General features: G+C 67.2%; 14 protein-coding genes. 6 read left to right on the top strand and 8 right to left on the bottom strand.

Annotated elements, in window-relative coordinates; genetic code table 11:
- Position 1: 1 nt before the first annotated feature.
- Positions 2–1,249, bottom strand: coding sequence for a urate hydroxylase PuuD (locus CRO22_RS04840; RefSeq protein ID WP_097068996.1), 1,248 nt, complete (start codon positions 1,247–1,249; stop codon positions 2–4).
- Positions 1,250–1,388: 139 nt separating this feature from the next.
- Here CRO22_RS04840 and CRO22_RS04835 point away from each other — a divergent pair, with 139 nt between their 5' ends.
- Positions 1,389–1,874, top strand: a complete 486-nt coding sequence (locus tag CRO22_RS04835) for an ureidoglycolate lyase (RefSeq protein WP_097069210.1) — start codon at positions 1,389–1,391, stop codon at positions 1,872–1,874.
- A gap of 3 nt (positions 1,875–1,877) precedes the next feature.
- On the opposite strand, the gene feoB is transcribed toward CRO22_RS04835, so the two are convergent.
- Together feoB and CRO22_RS04825 are read right to left on the bottom strand one after the other, a co-directional pair.
- Positions 1,878–3,758: a ferrous iron transporter B gene (feoB, locus tag CRO22_RS04830; RefSeq protein WP_097068995.1), complete on the bottom strand. Its 1,881-nt coding sequence runs from the start codon at positions 3,756–3,758 to the stop codon at positions 1,878–1,880.
- Between the two features lie 6 nt (positions 3,759–3,764).
- Positions 3,765–4,064, bottom strand: a complete 300-nt coding sequence (locus CRO22_RS04825) for a FeoA family protein (RefSeq protein WP_245860887.1) — start codon at positions 4,062–4,064, stop codon at positions 3,765–3,767.
- A 366-nt stretch (positions 4,065–4,430) separates the two neighbouring features.
- Between CRO22_RS04825 and tgt the strand changes: the two genes are divergently transcribed.
- Complete coding sequence (tgt, locus tag CRO22_RS04820) at positions 4,431–5,558, top strand: tRNA guanosine(34) transglycosylase Tgt (RefSeq protein WP_097068994.1); 1,128 nt, start codon at positions 4,431–4,433, stop codon at positions 5,556–5,558.
- Between the two features lie 20 nt (positions 5,559–5,578).
- On the opposite strand, the gene trhA is transcribed toward tgt, so the two are convergent.
- From trhA to CRO22_RS04805, 3 genes are all read right to left on the bottom strand, one after another.
- A complete protein-coding gene (trhA, locus tag CRO22_RS04815; RefSeq protein ID WP_097068993.1) occupies positions 5,579–6,223 on the bottom strand; it encodes a PAQR family membrane homeostasis protein TrhA in 645 nt (214 codons plus the stop codon).
- 112 nt (positions 6,224–6,335) lie between these two features.
- The gene (locus tag CRO22_RS04810) at positions 6,336–7,022 is read right to left on the bottom strand and encodes a hypothetical protein (RefSeq protein WP_245860886.1); all 687 of its coding nucleotides are present in this window, start codon (positions 7,020–7,022) and stop codon (positions 6,336–6,338) included.
- Between the two features lie 14 nt (positions 7,023–7,036).
- On the bottom strand, positions 7,037–7,654 hold the full coding sequence (locus CRO22_RS04805) for a thiamine phosphate synthase (RefSeq protein ID WP_097069207.1): 618 nt from the start codon (positions 7,652–7,654) through the stop codon (positions 7,037–7,039).
- Between the two features lie 82 nt (positions 7,655–7,736).
- Between CRO22_RS04805 and CRO22_RS04800 the strand changes: the two genes are divergently transcribed.
- From CRO22_RS04800 to CRO22_RS04785, 4 genes are all read left to right on the top strand, one after another.
- Entirely contained in the window at positions 7,737–8,471 is a 735-nt protein-coding gene (locus CRO22_RS04800; protein WP_097068992.1) for an RNA methyltransferase, read from the top strand.
- 37 nt (positions 8,472–8,508) lie between these two features.
- Positions 8,509–9,219 carry a hypothetical protein gene (locus tag CRO22_RS04795; RefSeq protein ID WP_097068991.1) on the top strand — a complete coding sequence of 237 codons (711 nt, stop codon included), beginning with the start codon at positions 8,509–8,511 and terminating at the stop codon, positions 9,217–9,219.
- Positions 9,220–9,281: 62 nt separating this feature from the next.
- Entirely contained in the window at positions 9,282–10,508 is a 1,227-nt protein-coding gene (locus CRO22_RS04790; RefSeq protein ID WP_097068990.1) for a COX15/CtaA family protein, read from the top strand.
- The gene (locus CRO22_RS04785; protein ID WP_097068989.1) at positions 10,508–11,977 is read left to right on the top strand and encodes a carboxypeptidase M32; all 1,470 of its coding nucleotides are present in this window, start codon (positions 10,508–10,510) and stop codon (positions 11,975–11,977) included. Before CRO22_RS04790 ends, CRO22_RS04785 begins: the two co-directional genes overlap by 1 nt.
- A gap of 20 nt (positions 11,978–11,997) precedes the next feature.
- Here CRO22_RS04785 and CRO22_RS04780 read toward each other — a convergent pair whose 3' ends face one another.
- Complete coding sequence (locus tag CRO22_RS04780; RefSeq protein WP_245860885.1) at positions 11,998–13,245, bottom strand: hypothetical protein; 1,248 nt, start codon at positions 13,243–13,245, stop codon at positions 11,998–12,000.
- Between the two features lie 66 nt (positions 13,246–13,311).
- Positions 13,312–14,007, bottom strand: a complete 696-nt coding sequence (locus CRO22_RS04775; RefSeq protein WP_097068987.1) for a M48 family metallopeptidase — start codon at positions 14,005–14,007, stop codon at positions 13,312–13,314.
- Between the last annotated feature and the right edge of the window lie 27 nt (positions 14,008–14,034).

Below are 14,034 nucleotides of genomic sequence, written 5' to 3'. Positions count from 1 at the left end.
TTCAGTTCTGCGCCAGCGCCGGGTGTTCGGCGGCGCGGAACCAGTTCCGGATCGCGGCGCGCGCCTCGGGCTCCATGACATTCGCGGCGCCGGGCGGCATCGCATCGGTGAGACCGGCGAAGATGTAAACCTGCTCGGCCGCACGCGCGACCGCCTCGGGCGTGTCGAGCCAAAGCCCGCGCGGCGCGGTGGCAAAGCCCTCCCAGCCGGGCTCGGGGGCGTGGCACATGGCACAATTGGCGGTGACGATCTCGGCCACCTCCTCGAACCCCGGCGCCTGTGCGAAGCGCTGCGCCGTGGGCGAGAGCGGCAGGGCGGCGGCCTCGTCCTCCGGCACCGGGTCGCGGAAGGTCGAGAGCCAGACACAGGCGAGAAACAGCAGGATCGTTGCCGGGATCGTCCAGTAGGGCGCTCCCTTGCGCGCATGACGGGTGTTGAACCAGTGCCGGATCGTGATCCCCATCAGGAAGACGAGCGTCGCAATCCCCCAGTTGTAAGGACCGGCAAAAGAGAGCGGATAGTGGTTCGACGCCATGAAGAAGATCACCGGCAGGGTGAGGTAGTTGTTATGCATCGAGCGCAGCTTCGCGATCCGGCCATATTCGGGGTCGGGCTTGCGGCCCGCCTTGAGATCCGCCACCACGATCTTCTGGTTCGGGATGATCACGAGGAACACATTCGCCGTCATGATCGTCGCGGTATAGGCGCCCAGATGCAGAAAGGCGGCGCGGTCGGTGAAGACCTGCGTATAGCCCCAGGCCATCGCCATCAGCGCCAGCAGCAAAAGCCCCATGAAGGCCATGGGGTAATGGCCGAGCTTCGAGCGGCAGGCGAGGTCATAGACGATCCAGCCGATGGTGAGCGAGCCCGCCGAGATCGCCATGCCCTGCCAAGGCGCGAGATCGACCTTGGCCGGGTCGATCAGGAACAGATCCGCCCGGTGCCAGTAAACGAGGATCAGCATCGCCGCGCCCGAAAGCCAGGTGGCGTAGCTCTCCCATTTGAACCAGGTCAGATGCTCGGGCATGCGTTCGGGTGCGACGAGATATTTCTGGATGTGGTAGAAGCCGCCGCCATGCACCTGCCATTCCTCGCCCGCCGCGCCCGGCGGCAGATGCGGCACCTTCCGCAACCCCAGATCGAGGGCGATGAAGTAGAAGGACGAGCCGATCCAGGCGATGACGGTGATGATGTGCAGCCAGCGCATCGCGAAGGACGCCCAGTCCCACAAAAGGGCGGTGTCGAGCATGGTGATCTCCTTTGCGATGACGCTACCGGCGCGGCGCCACGGCCTCCAGCGCAAAATTGCGCCGGTTGCACAAACGTCTTGCATCTGCCTGATCTTGCGCCTTTTCTGGGCGGAGAGGCGCAGGGGAAAGGCAGCGGGCATGCAGGAGATCCGGATCGAGGCGCTCACGAAGGAGGCTTTTGCCCCCTTTGGCGACATCATCGACGTGCTGGGGCCGCCAACGAAGCGGATCAACGCGGGGCTCTGCGGGCGGCATGACGATCTGGCACGGCTGAGTTTCGAGGCGCCGGGGCGGGCGGGCATATCGCTCTTCGATGCGCAGGCCCGCGCGCTGCCCTATACGCTCGATCTCGTCGAGCGCCATCCGCTCGGCTCGCAGGCCTTTCTGCCCCTCGACGGGGTGCCCTTTCTCGTTTGCGTGGCCGAGGACGAGGGGGGCAGCCCGGTGCGGTTTCGCGCCTTTCTGACGGCGTCCGGGCAGGGGATCAATCTTTTGCGCAACACCTGGCACGGGGTGCTTGCGCCGATCGGGGCGCAGGGGCGCTATGCGGTGGTCGACCGGATCGGCGCGGGCGTGAACCTTGAGGAATGCCCGCTCGATACCCCGATCCGCATTGTCACCTGAGGCTCAGCCCCAGCCAAGCGCCACCGCGAGATGATAGGTGACAAAGGCCGCGCTCCAGGCCAGCGCGAACATGTAGCCCACCGAGACCCAGACCCATTTGGCCGAGCCGGTCTCGCGCCGGATCACCGCCAGCGTGGAGATGCACTGTGGCGCGAAGATGAACCACACGAGGAAGGAAAGCGCGGTGGCAAGGCTCCACTGGCTGGCCAGCAATGTGGCAAGCGCCGCATCGCCCCCGGTGTCGGAGATCGAATAGACCGTGGCGAGTCCGGCCACCGCGATTTCGCGCGCCGCCATTGCCGGAATGAGCGCGACCGAGATCTGCCAGTTGAAGCCGATCGGCGCCAGTACCGGCTCGATGACCTGGCCGATCTTTGCCGCAAGGCTGTAGAGGATCGCCGGTTCGGTCGCGCCAACGGGGGGCTGCGGGAAGGTGGCGAGCACCCAGATCACCACGGTCATGGAAAAGATCGTCGTGCCGGCACGGCGCAGGAACGCCGCGGCGCGGGTCCAGAGCGCAATCGCCACCGAGCGCGGCCGCGGCACCTTGTAATCGGGCAGATCGAGCATGAAGGGCGGCGAGGGGATGCGCCGGGCAAAGAGGAATTTGGCCACTGCCGAGACGACCAGCGCCGAGACGATGCCCGCTGCGTAAAGCCCAAACATCACAAGGCCTTGCAGGCTGATAATGCCACCGATCTGGCGTGCCGGGATGAAGGCGGAAACAATCAGCGTGTAAACCGGGATCCGCGCCGAGCAGGTCATCAGCGGCGCGACGAGAATGGTGGTGATCCGGTCGCGCGGATTGTCGATCACCCGTGTCGCCATGATGCCGGGAATGGCGCAGGCGAAAGAGGAGAGAAGCGGGATGAAGGCGCGCCCGTGCAGCCCCGCGCCGCCCATGATCCGGTCCATCAGGAAGGCCGCGCGCGCCATATAGCCGAGATCTTCCAGAAGCAGGATGAAGAGGAACAGGATCACGATCTGCGGCAGGAATATGATCACCCCGCCCACGCCGCCGATCACCGCATCGGTGAGGAAGCTTTGTGCGAGCCCGGCGGGAAGAACCGCGGTGATGGTTTCGGCGAGCGCGGCAAAGCCCGCGTCGATCAGGTCCATGAAGGGGGCTGCCCCGGCAAAGACCGCCTGAAACATCACGAACAGCAGGACAAGCAGGAAGCCGAGCCCGAACACGGGGTGCAAAAGCACCCGGTCGATGCGGTGGGTGAGGCTGTCATATTCGGGCGGATGGGTGATCGCGCGGTCAATGAGCCTGTCGGCGGCGCGGTGGCTCAGCCGCAGGTCGGCCGCATCGGGGGGCGTCCAGAGGTTCGGCCCCGGTTCGGGCAGGCCGAAGGCGAGGGTGGTGTCGATCTGCGCGCGCAACATCTCAAGCCCGCCCTTGCGCACCGCGCTCGAGCTGATCACCGGCACGCCCAATTCGTCGGACAGCGCGGCGGTGTCAATCTCGATCTTCCGGTGCCGGGCGATGTCGATCATGTTGAGCACCACGATCATCGGCAGGCCGGTGGCCAGAAGCTCCATCGCGAGGCGCAGCCCCGCGCGCGGCGCCACCGAATCCACCACCACCAGCATCAGTTCGGGCGGCGGCTCGTCGGGGTGGTGGTTCAGGACCACATCGCGGGTGACGATCTCGTCGGGCGAGCGGGCGCGCAGGCTGTAGGTGCCGGGCAGGTCGATCAGTTCGATGCGCTGCCCCGCCGGGGTGACGAAGGCGCCCGCCTTGCGTTCCACCGTGACGCCCGCGTAATTGCCCACTTTCTGGCGCGCGCCAGTGAGCGCGTTGAAGAGCGCGGTCTTGCCGCAATTGGGCGGGCCGACAAGCGCCAGACGGAACGGGTCGGAACGGGGGGCGTCGGTCATCAGGGCTCAGGCAACCAGGATCGCCATCGCCTCGCGGCGGCGCAACGCCACGGTGCTGCCATTGATGCGCACCGCGATCGGGTCGCGCCCGAAGAGACCTTCGTGCAGGATCGTCACCCGCGCCCCCTCGACGAAGCCAAGCTCGATCAGCCGCCGTTCCATCTCTGCGGCCGGCAGCGCGGCGGAATGATCGGCCGCAAGGATGCTGTGGACATGGCCCGAAAAGCCGCGATGCAGGGTGCCAAGCGGCTGATGCTCGGCCAGGGGCGCCTGCGTCGCATGGGGCAGATCGGGCGAAAGCATCATCGGGCGCTCCTTGGGCTTGAGTCGGGGTGCCCCGAACCTGGCGGATGTCATAGTGACTATTCCGACTGGAAGGGTCAAGTTAGCGGCGCCCGCATGGCCCTGATTTTGCGCCCCGGCGGGACACAAGTAAATGACCTGGCGGCCGCAGGGGCGCAAGGCCGCAGGCGTGTGAAACAATATTGTGATGGCACCATCCCGCACGGGGTGTTCTTTTCGCCTTGCCGGAAATATCCCGGGGGGTGCGGGGGGCAGCGCCCCCCGCCGGGTCGCTTCGGCAGCGCCGAAGCGAAACATCCGTCCCGCTTCGCCTGCCGGGCTTTCCCTTTTGCCACATCGCTGCTACATCGCCCGCCGAAGGAGCGCCCGATGACCCGTTTCAGCTTCGCCGTGACCGCCACCGATGGCAAGGCCCGCAGCGGGGTGATTTCCACCGCGCGCGGCGAGATCCGCACCCCCGCCTTCATGCCGGTGGGGACTGCCGCCACGGTGAAGGCGATGCTGCCCGAGAGCGTGCGCGCCACCGGCGCCGACATCCTTCTGGGCAACACCTATCATTTGATGTTGCGCCCCAGCGCCGAGCGGATCGCCCGTCTGGGCGGGCTGCACAAATTCATGAACTGGGAGCGGCCGATCCTCACGGACTCGGGTGGCTTTCAGGTGATGAGCCTTGCGAGCCTGCGCAAGCTCACCGAGGAAGGGGTAACGTTTTCAAGCCATATCGACGGCTCGAAGCACCATCTGAGCCCCGAGCGTTCGATGGAGATCCAGAAGCTTCTGGGCTCCGATATCGTCATGGCCTTCGACGAATGCCCGGCGCTGCCCGCAACCGAGGAAGCGGTGGCGAAATCGATGCGGCTCTCGATGCGATGGGCGCAACGAAGCCGCGACGCCTTTGGCGACCGGCCGGGCCATGCGCTTTTCGGCATCATGCAGGGCGGCGTGACGCGTGCGCTGCGCGAGGAATCGGCCGAAGCGCTCACTGCAATCGGGTTTGACGGCTATGCGGTCGGCGGCCTTGCCGTGGGCGAGGGGCAGGAGGCAATGTTTTCCGTGCTCGACTACGCGCCCGGCTGCCTGCCCGAAGAGAGACCGCGCTACCTGATGGGCGTGGGCAAGCCCGATGACATTGTCGGCGCGGTCGAACGCGGCATCGACATGATGGATTGCGTGCTCCCTTCGCGCTCGGGGCGCACCGGGCAGGCCTGGACCCGGCGCGGGCAGATCAACATCAAGAATGCCCGCCACATGGACGATCCGCGCCCGCTTGACGAGGCCTGCACCTGCCCGGCCTGCCGCAACTATTCCCGGGCCTATCTGCACCATGTGTTCCGCGCCCAGGAGATGATCTCGGGCATGCTGCTCACCTGGCACAATCTGCACTATTATCAGGAACTGATGGCCGGGTTGCGCGCGGCGATTGCCGCGGGGCAGCTGTCCGACTTCGTGGCGCAGTTCCATGCCTTGCGCGCCGAAGGCGACATTGACCCGCTCTGAGCCCCGCCCGAGGGCCGGGCTCAGCGCCCGGCGATCAGGATCACCGCGGCATAATGCGTGGCGGCGGCAGCGAGCACATGGCCATGCCAGATCGCACGCGAGAACGGCATCCCCTTGAGCTTGTAAAACACTGTGCCGAGCGTATAGATCGCGCCCCCGGTGCCGAGCAGGATCAGCACAGCGAGCGGCAAAGCCTGCAGGAGCGGCCAGATCGCGACAATGCCGAGCCAGCCCATCGCAAGATAGAGCACGAAGCCGAGCCGCTCGCCGCGGTGGAAAAAGCCGAGCTTCATCACCATGCCGACGAGCGCGAGCGCCCAGATCGTCAGCGTGAGCGCAATGCCGACCCCGCCTCCGAGCCCGATCAGCGCCATCGGCGTGTAGGTGCCCGCGATCAGCAGATAGATCGCCGCATGGTCGAACCGGCGCAGCACCGCGCGGGCGGGCGCGTAAAGGGTCAGGTTGTAGCCCGCCGAAAAGCCGAAAGAGGCGATCAGACCCACCGCATAGACGACCAGCGGCCAGATCTTCGGCCCGAGCCCGGCCATCGCCGCCCAGACCATCAGCGCCGAGACGGCCGCGACGGCGAAAGTAACGCCAAGCACATGCATCACGCCATCGGCGAAATGCTCACGAAAGGAATGGGCAAGCTGGTGTCGGGTCATGACGGTCTCCGGGGAATGGCTCATCTTAGCATCGCCGCACACCGGCCCAAAGGCTGACGCTGCGTCAGTTCTGGGCGGCGCAGGGGGGGGCGTAGCGAAGAGGGGCGGAGCCCTATGGCGCGGCAATCACGAGATCGGCGGCGCGGTTCTCCTGCGCGAGCAGGCGGCCGTTGGGCAGGTCGTTCTCTTCGGTGCGCCGGCGCGCCTCGGCCTCGGGGAGAGAGGCCCAACGGTTCATCAGCCGGGCGCGGAGCGTGGCCTCGGGCACGGCGATGCGGATCGAGAGATCGAAGAGCGGGAAAAGGTCGCGCCAGGGGGCGCGGGTGAGGAGCAGGTAATTGCCCTCGACCAGCACCACCCGGGCGCCGGCCGGGATCGTCGCGCCGCCGGGCACCACTTCGTCGGCCGCGCGGTCAAAGCTCGGCACGGGAAGGTCTTCGCTGGCGGTTTTCACAGCGCACAGGCAGGCCAAAAGCGCTTCCACGTCAAAGGTTTCCGGCGCGCCCTTCACGGCGCGCAGCCGGTGCGCCTCAAGCCAGTCGTTATCTCGGTGGAAGCCGTCCATCGGCAGCACCGCCGCCATGCCGGGCGCTTTCGCATTCAGCGCCTCGGCGAGCTCGCGCGCGAGCCGCGACTTGCCCGACCCCGGTGCGCCGACAATCGCCACCAGCACCCGGCCGGGGCCGAGCTGGCCGATATGGCCCGCGAGATCCGCCCGGTCGACGCGCAGCTCGGAGGCCATGAAAGCCCCCACATCGCCCATCGGGCCATTGCTGTCACCTAGCCAGAATTCCGCCATCCGCTCCGCCCGCCTCAGCCCATTGCCGCGATCAACCGGCCAAGCGCGGCAGCCGGGTCCTCCTCGCGCCAGATCTCCTCGCCGATGGCGAAGAAATCGGTGATCGGCGCATAGGCGCGCACGAGATCCTCGGTGAGTGCGCCCTCGGCCACCACCGGCACCTCGATCACCTCCGACCACCATTCGAAGATCTCGCGCTCGGGGCGCGTGCCGGTGCCAAGCCCGGTTTCGCCCACCGGGCCAAAGCAGACGTAATCCGCTCCCGCCTCGCCGGCATTCATCCCCTCATGTTTCGAGGCGCCGCAAAAGGCGCCCACGATCGCATCGGAGCCGAGCTCCTTGCGCGCATAGCGCACCGTGCGCGCGCCATCGCTCAGATGCACGCCGTCGAGCCCGTGACGCCCGACGAGCGCGATATGGTTCTCGATCACCAGCGCCACGTCATGTTCATGCGCCACCACCCGCACCGCATCGGCCGCGCGCATCACGGCATCTTCGTCCTTGCTGGCCAGCGCAAGCCGGATGCAGGCGATCTCATGCGCGCCCAGCACCTTCGAGAGCGTCTCCGGGAAGATGTCGAGATCGAAACTCGGCGGCGTGAGCAGGTAGATCTGCGGGCGGTCCTCTGCCATGGGGCTCTCCATTCGGTTTCGCGCCTTCTAGCGCAGGCGGGCCCGCCTTGCCAGCGGCTTTGCGGGGCGCTATCGGGGGGGCATGACTGACGCGATCCCCACCTTCATCCTGATCCGGCCCCAGATGGGCGAGAATATCGGCGGCGCGGCCCGCGCGATGCTGAACTTCTCGCTCAACCGTTTGCGCCTTGTCGCGCCGCGCGACGGTTGGCCGAACCCGAAGGCGGTGGCCATGGCCTCGGGCGCGGCGGGGCAGGTGCTGGACCATGCGGGTCTCTTTGCCACCACAGCCGAGGCGATTGCGGATTGCGATTTCGTCTTTGCCACCACCGCGCGGGGGCGGGAGCTGACCAAGCCGATCTACACCCCCGAGGCGGCGATGACCGAGGCGCGCGCCCGCATTGCGGCAGGGCAAAAGGTGGGCGTGATGTTTGGCCCCGAGCGCACCGGCCTTGAAAACGATGAGATCATCCGCGCGAATGCGATCATCACCGTGCCGGTGAACCCGGCGTTCTATTCGCTCAACCTCGCGCAGGCGGTGCTGCTTCTGGCTTACGAATTCGGCCGCCAAAGCACCGATGTGGCGCCGGTCGACCCGGGCCTTGCCGGCTCCGAGCCCGCCACTGCGCTCGAGATCGAAAAGCTCGGCGATCATTATGAGGAGCGGCTCGCGGCGGCGGGGTTCTTTTTCCCGGAGACCAAGGCGCCGATGATGAAGCGCAACCTGCGCAACATGTGGAGCCGGTTTGGCCTCACCCGCGCCGATGTGCAGACGCTGCACGGCGCGCTGCGCCAGCTCGTGCGGCGGCGCGACTGAGCTTGCGCGGACGCGGGGGCGCGCCCATCCTCGCGCCATGATCAGAGCCTTCCGCAAAGCGATTCTGGCCCTCACCCTCGGGGCAGGGCTCGGGGCGCTTGCGCTTTTTGCCTTCTTTCCAGTGCTGCGGGGGGCAACCTGTCCGGGCTGCTATGGGCTTGAGCCGGTCTCGCGCGCGCTTTTTGTCGAGGCGGAGATGCCGCCCCCTGCGCGGGCGGCGCTTGCCGCCGAGATTGCCGCGGCGCGGGGGCGGATCGCGCAGCTCTTCGGCCCGGCGCAGGCGCATCTGCGCATCCTCGCCTGCGAAACGGAGGCCTGCGACCGGCAGCTTGGCGGGCGCGGGGCCGCGGCGGTCACCTATTCGCTGGGCAGCCTCTCCGTGGTGCGGCTCGCGCCGCGCGGGCGCACGCCCACGATCCTCACCCATGAACTCACCCATACCGAGACCCATGCCCGGCTCGGGCTGGGTGGCCAGCTGTCGCACCGGATTCCAACCTGGATGGATGAGGGGATCGCGGTTCTCGTCTCGGACGATCCGCGCTATCTCGGCCCCGGCACGGGGGGAGCGCGCTGCCTCAAGAAGCCCCGCGAGAGCCTGCCCGCCACGCCGCGCCGCTGGGGTAGGGCGGCGGCGCAGGACCGCGACATCTATGCCGAGGCGGGCTGTGCGGTGCTTCTTTGGATGGCGGAAAACGGCGGCTGGGCGGGGCTTTGGGCCCGGGTTGCCGCGGGCCGCCCGCTACCTTGAGGCCTCTTGCCCCGCGCGCGCCCCGGGCCTAGTCTCGCGCACGAATAAGTGAGGAGCACCCGATGGGGATGAAACCGGCGAAGAACCGTAACCGTGCCCTGTTTGAAGAGGTCGGCGTGGAAACGCCGCGGCAGATGCCGGTGAAGCCGCAAGGCGGCATGATTGATGCCCGGCCAAAGGGCGCACGCGGTGCGGTGCGGTTGTGGATGGCGTCGCTGATCCTGCTCGCGCTTCTCATGCTCGGCTTTGACACGCTGCCGATCCCGGAGCCGGTGGCGCAGGCCGCGCCCTTCACCGGGGCGGCGGTGCTGGCGGTTTGGGCGCTTGGCGCGCTGGGGCTTGCGATGGGCCGGAAGTTTCCGCGCGGCTGGGCCGGGCGCAGCTTTGGGCTTGGTGCCTTCTGCCTTCTCGTGTTCGTCTCGGACCCTGCGGTTTTCTCGATGTCAGCCAAGGCTTTGCGGGGCGATGTTGCGCCGGTTGCGGCGACCGTCCTGCCCGCGACCGAAGCCCTGCCGCCGCTGCCCTTGCTCCCGGCCGCCCCTCCCACGGCGGCGCCCGGAGCCCTTGCGCCGGACCCGGCAGGTTCGCCCGGCAAGACGCTCTCCCTCCTCGATCAGGCCCGCGCCCTGGGATCAGAGGCGGCGCAGATCGCGGCCGATCAGATTGGCGGCATGCGCGAGCTGATCGGCCCGCCGGTGCTCGCCGCGCTGCGCGCGGGGCTTGCTTTCCTGATCACGGGATTTGGCTTTTGGTATGTGCTGCTTCTGGGCCGCAGCGAGGCCGAGCTCATTTCCGCCCGTCGTCAGGGTGAGGCGGGGCTTGCGGGGCTCGCCACCGGGCTCATGCATCTGGGGTTTGCGCAGCTTCTGATCGGCGCGCTCACCACGGCGCTTGGCGCGGGGGCGGTGCATATGGATTGGCCGTTGATGGGCGGCGCTTTCTTCCCCACCGATGCGCTGACCCTTGAGCCGCTCTGGCGCAATGCGCTTGAAAACCCGGCGCTGGTGCAATTCCTGCACCGGGTTGCGGGCTATCTGATCCTGCTCCTTGGCCTCGTCGCTTTGATCCGCTCGCGCCGCTCGGTGCATGGGGTGACGCGCGCGGCCTTCCTGATTGCGGTGATCTGGCTCGTGCTGCAGGTCGTTCTTGGCGTCGTCACGCTGTTGCGCGCCGATGCGCAACCGCTTGCGCTCGCCCATCTTGGCGTTGCGGTCCTGGTCTGGGTCTTCGTGATCCGGGCGCGTTTCCTTGCGCGCTATCCCCGCGTGCAATCCATCCGGAGGTCGTGATGACAGCCTATGCCGAACTGACTGCTTTTCTGCGCGAAACCGAGGCGCTTGCCTATGTCGCCGAACGGCTGGGCTGGGATCAGGAAACGATCATGCCGCGCGGGGCGGCCGCGCAACGCGCCGAGGAGATCGCGGCCCTTGAAGCGGTGCTGCATGCGCGCCGCACCGATCCGCGGCTTGAGGACTGGCTCGCCCGCGCCGAGGCCACGACCGAGGCGGAGGCGCGCGTCCTTGACCTTGCCGGGCGCAGCTACAACCGCGCGAGCCGCATTCCGGCGCGGCTCGCTACCGAACTCGCCCGCCTTACCTCGCTCTCGCAAGGGATCTGGGCCGAGGCCCGCGCCGCCGAAGACCCGGCGCATTTCCTGCCCACTTTGGCGGAAGTGGTCGCGCTCAAGCGCGAGGAGGCGGCCTGCCTGAGCGAGGGCGATCTTTACGACGCGCTTCTTGACGATTACGAGCCCGGCGCCACGCATCGCCAGCTCGGCGCGATGTTCGACCGGATGCGGCCCCGCCTCGTGGCCCTGCGCGAGAAAGTGCTCGGCACCGAGCGCCAACCCAAACCCGTTGGCCATGTCTTCCCCGAGGCGGCGCAGCTGCGCATCGCCCGGATCTGCGCCACCGCCTTTGGTTATGACTGGACCTGCGGGCGGCTCGACAATTCGGTCCATCCCTTCACCTCTGGCTCGGGGCGGGATGTGCGCATCACCACAAGGGTGAGCGAGAGCGATCCGTTCAACTGCCTCTATTCGACGATTCACGAGGTGGGCCATGCCTGCTACGAGCAGGGGATCGACCCGGATTATGCCTTCACACCGCTCGGCCGCGGTGTCTCGATGGGGGTGCATGAGAGCCAAAGCCGGATCTACGAAAACCAGCTTGGCCGTTCGGCGGCCTTCACGGGTTTTCTCTTTCAGCGCATGGTCGAGGCCTTCGGAGATTTCGGCGTCAAGGATGCCGAGGCCTTTCATGCCTGTGTGAACCGGGTCACACCGGGCCATATCCGCACCGAAGCGGACGAGCTGCATTACAACCTCCATATCATGATGCGCTTCGATCTCGAACGCGCGCTCATTGCGGGCAAGATGGAAGTGGGGGATCTGGAAGAGGCCTGGAACACGCGGTTCGAGGCCGATTTCGGGGTGAAGGTGGCGCAGCCCTCGCAGGGCTTCTTGCAGGATGTGCACTGGTCGGTGGGGCTTTTTGGCTATTTCCCGACCTACAGCCTTGGCAACGTCTATGCAGGCTGCCTGAACAAGGCGATGCGCGCCGAGGTCGAGGGGATCGACGAAGCGCTGGCCGCGGGCTCGGCGCGGCCCGCCACCGAATGGCTGCGCGAGCGGCTGCAACGCCACGGGGGCCTGCGCCCGCCGCGCGAGACGATCGCGCTGGCCTGCGGGTTTGAGCCCTCTGAGGAGCCGCTCCTCGATTACCTCGATTCGAAATTCGGCGCGATCTACGGGGTGTGAGCCGGGTAGCCCCCGGCTCTTCAGGCGGTGGAAGTGAAGCGGTTCGCTGGCGTGGTGATCAGGCTTTTGGCATGGCTCACCCCGTCAAAGCGCGCTTTCAGCGTTTGCGGCCCGGCGGTGAGGCGGAAGTAGTCATAGGCCTTTGGCGCGTCGAAGGCGCAAAGATACTGGAAATGCAGCCGGAAGAAGCGCCAGCGCAGCGCCTTCCAGCGTTCCGGGCTCAGGGTTTGGGTGAAGGCGGCGGAGATCACCAGCGGATGGATTTGCCCCTTCGGCCCGACCCCCGAGACCCGGACCGGATCGCACAGCGCGAAGGCGCAGCCATCTCCCGGCGCGGTGACATCGACCCAGGTGAGTTCTTCGCGCGTGGCGAGAAAGGCGAGATCGCCGCGCAGGCGTTTGGCCTGCGGCAGGTAGCTCACCATCGGCACCACATGGCCGAGCGAGAGGAAGGAAAGCGCCGGGCCCTCCGCGGGCACGCGGCCGGTGCGGATCAGATCGGCGAGGATCGAGACGGCGAGATGCGCGCCCGAGCTGTGGCCGACGATGAGCACCTCGTCCCAGTCCTCAGTGAGCGCCTTGGCGATCGTGGCGCCAAACTCCGCCATCCGCACTTCGAGCCGCGGCGGGTTGGCGCCGCCCCAGCGCGCGGTGAAGGCATAATCATGCATCAGGTAATAGGCGTAGAACGTGCCGTCCTTGCGGCGAAACCAGCGTAAGGCTGCCCAGACGAGGGCGAGCCCCGCCAGCGCCGAAAGGCCGGTGACGAGCGCGGGGAGCGGCCCCGGCACGGCAAGGATCGAGACCGCGGCGCCAAGATAGCGCGAGAGCGCCCAGACCACCGCGGCCCCCAGCCCGAGCGCCACGAGAAGCTGCACGATCAGCGCGAAGATCGGGTAGAGCGCGGCGATCACCGGCCCCTTGCGCAGCCGCATCAGCCGGAAGAGCGCGCCCGAGGCGATATACGCCCAGGCGGTGCGCAGAAGCTGGCCATAGGTTGCGAGGATCGAGCCATCCATGCTGTCGCGCACGATATCGGCCCAGATCAGCACTTCGATATCGGCCTCGACCGTTTCCCCCTCCTGCTCGGAGCGCACATGCCAGCCATAGGGGCCACCCGCGCGCTTGCGGGCGAGGCTGAGGCTGTAGCCCGAGATCGCCGCCTGCGCCTGCCCCTCCTTGCGGTAAAGCTCGCGGTAGCGGCGGGGATGGATCGGGTCATAGCCGGGGATGTAGAACACCCGGCGCTTTCTTACTGTCTCGCTCATCTCGGCTCGCATGCTCGCGGATCATTTGCCCCGAGGCTAGCAGGAAAGACAAGGCCGGGCTGTGACTTATGCGGCATTCCAGCGGTTGAGATTGGTGCGGATCGCGGCGATCCGGTCGGCCGTTGCGGGGTGGGACAGAAGCCACGCTGGCACCGCACCCGCGCGCGCGCCGGTGATCGCGTCGAGTTTTTCGAAGAGGGTCAATTGCGGGTCGGCGCCGATCCCCGCCTTGAGAAGCAGCGCGGTGGCAAATTCATCGGCCTCGTATTCATCCTTCTGGCTCAGCCGCGCCGCCACCGCCTCGGTGATCAGATTGGCGATCCAGGGGCCGATCACGGGAATGAACCGGCCGATGAGCCCGGTCAGCACGAAGCGGAGCAGGTTCTGGCCGGAAAAGTCGATCATCCGGCGCTTGGCATGCCCGCGCGCGACATGGCCGATTTCATGGGCGATCACCGAGGCAAGCTCCTCGGCGCTGACCTGGCCTTGACGGTAGAGACGCACAAACCCCTCGGTCAGGTACACACTGCCGTCTGGCGCCGCGAGTCCGTTCACCTGCGGAATCTCGTGCACGAAAACCGGCAGCCGTTCGATCCCCAGCGCCTTGCGCAAGGCTTCGATCACCGGCGTCAGGTCGGGCTCGTTGAGCGGGTGGGATTGCTGGGCGAGCTTGCGGACTGTGGCGCGCGTCGAGAGATGCCAAACCACCAGCCCGGCGGCGAGGATCAGAAGGAAGGGGAGCAGGCGGAAAAGAAGGAGCATGTCTCTCAGATGGGGGGGCTGGGCACA

Origin of the sequence: Rhodobacter maris, from assembly GCF_900217815.1 — a bacterium.
GTDB classification, from domain to species: domain Bacteria; phylum Pseudomonadota; class Alphaproteobacteria; order Rhodobacterales; family Rhodobacteraceae; genus Rhodobacter; species Rhodobacter maris.
Note: the sequence above shows the minus strand (reverse complement) of the source record. Positions and strands in the feature narration are given on the sequence as shown.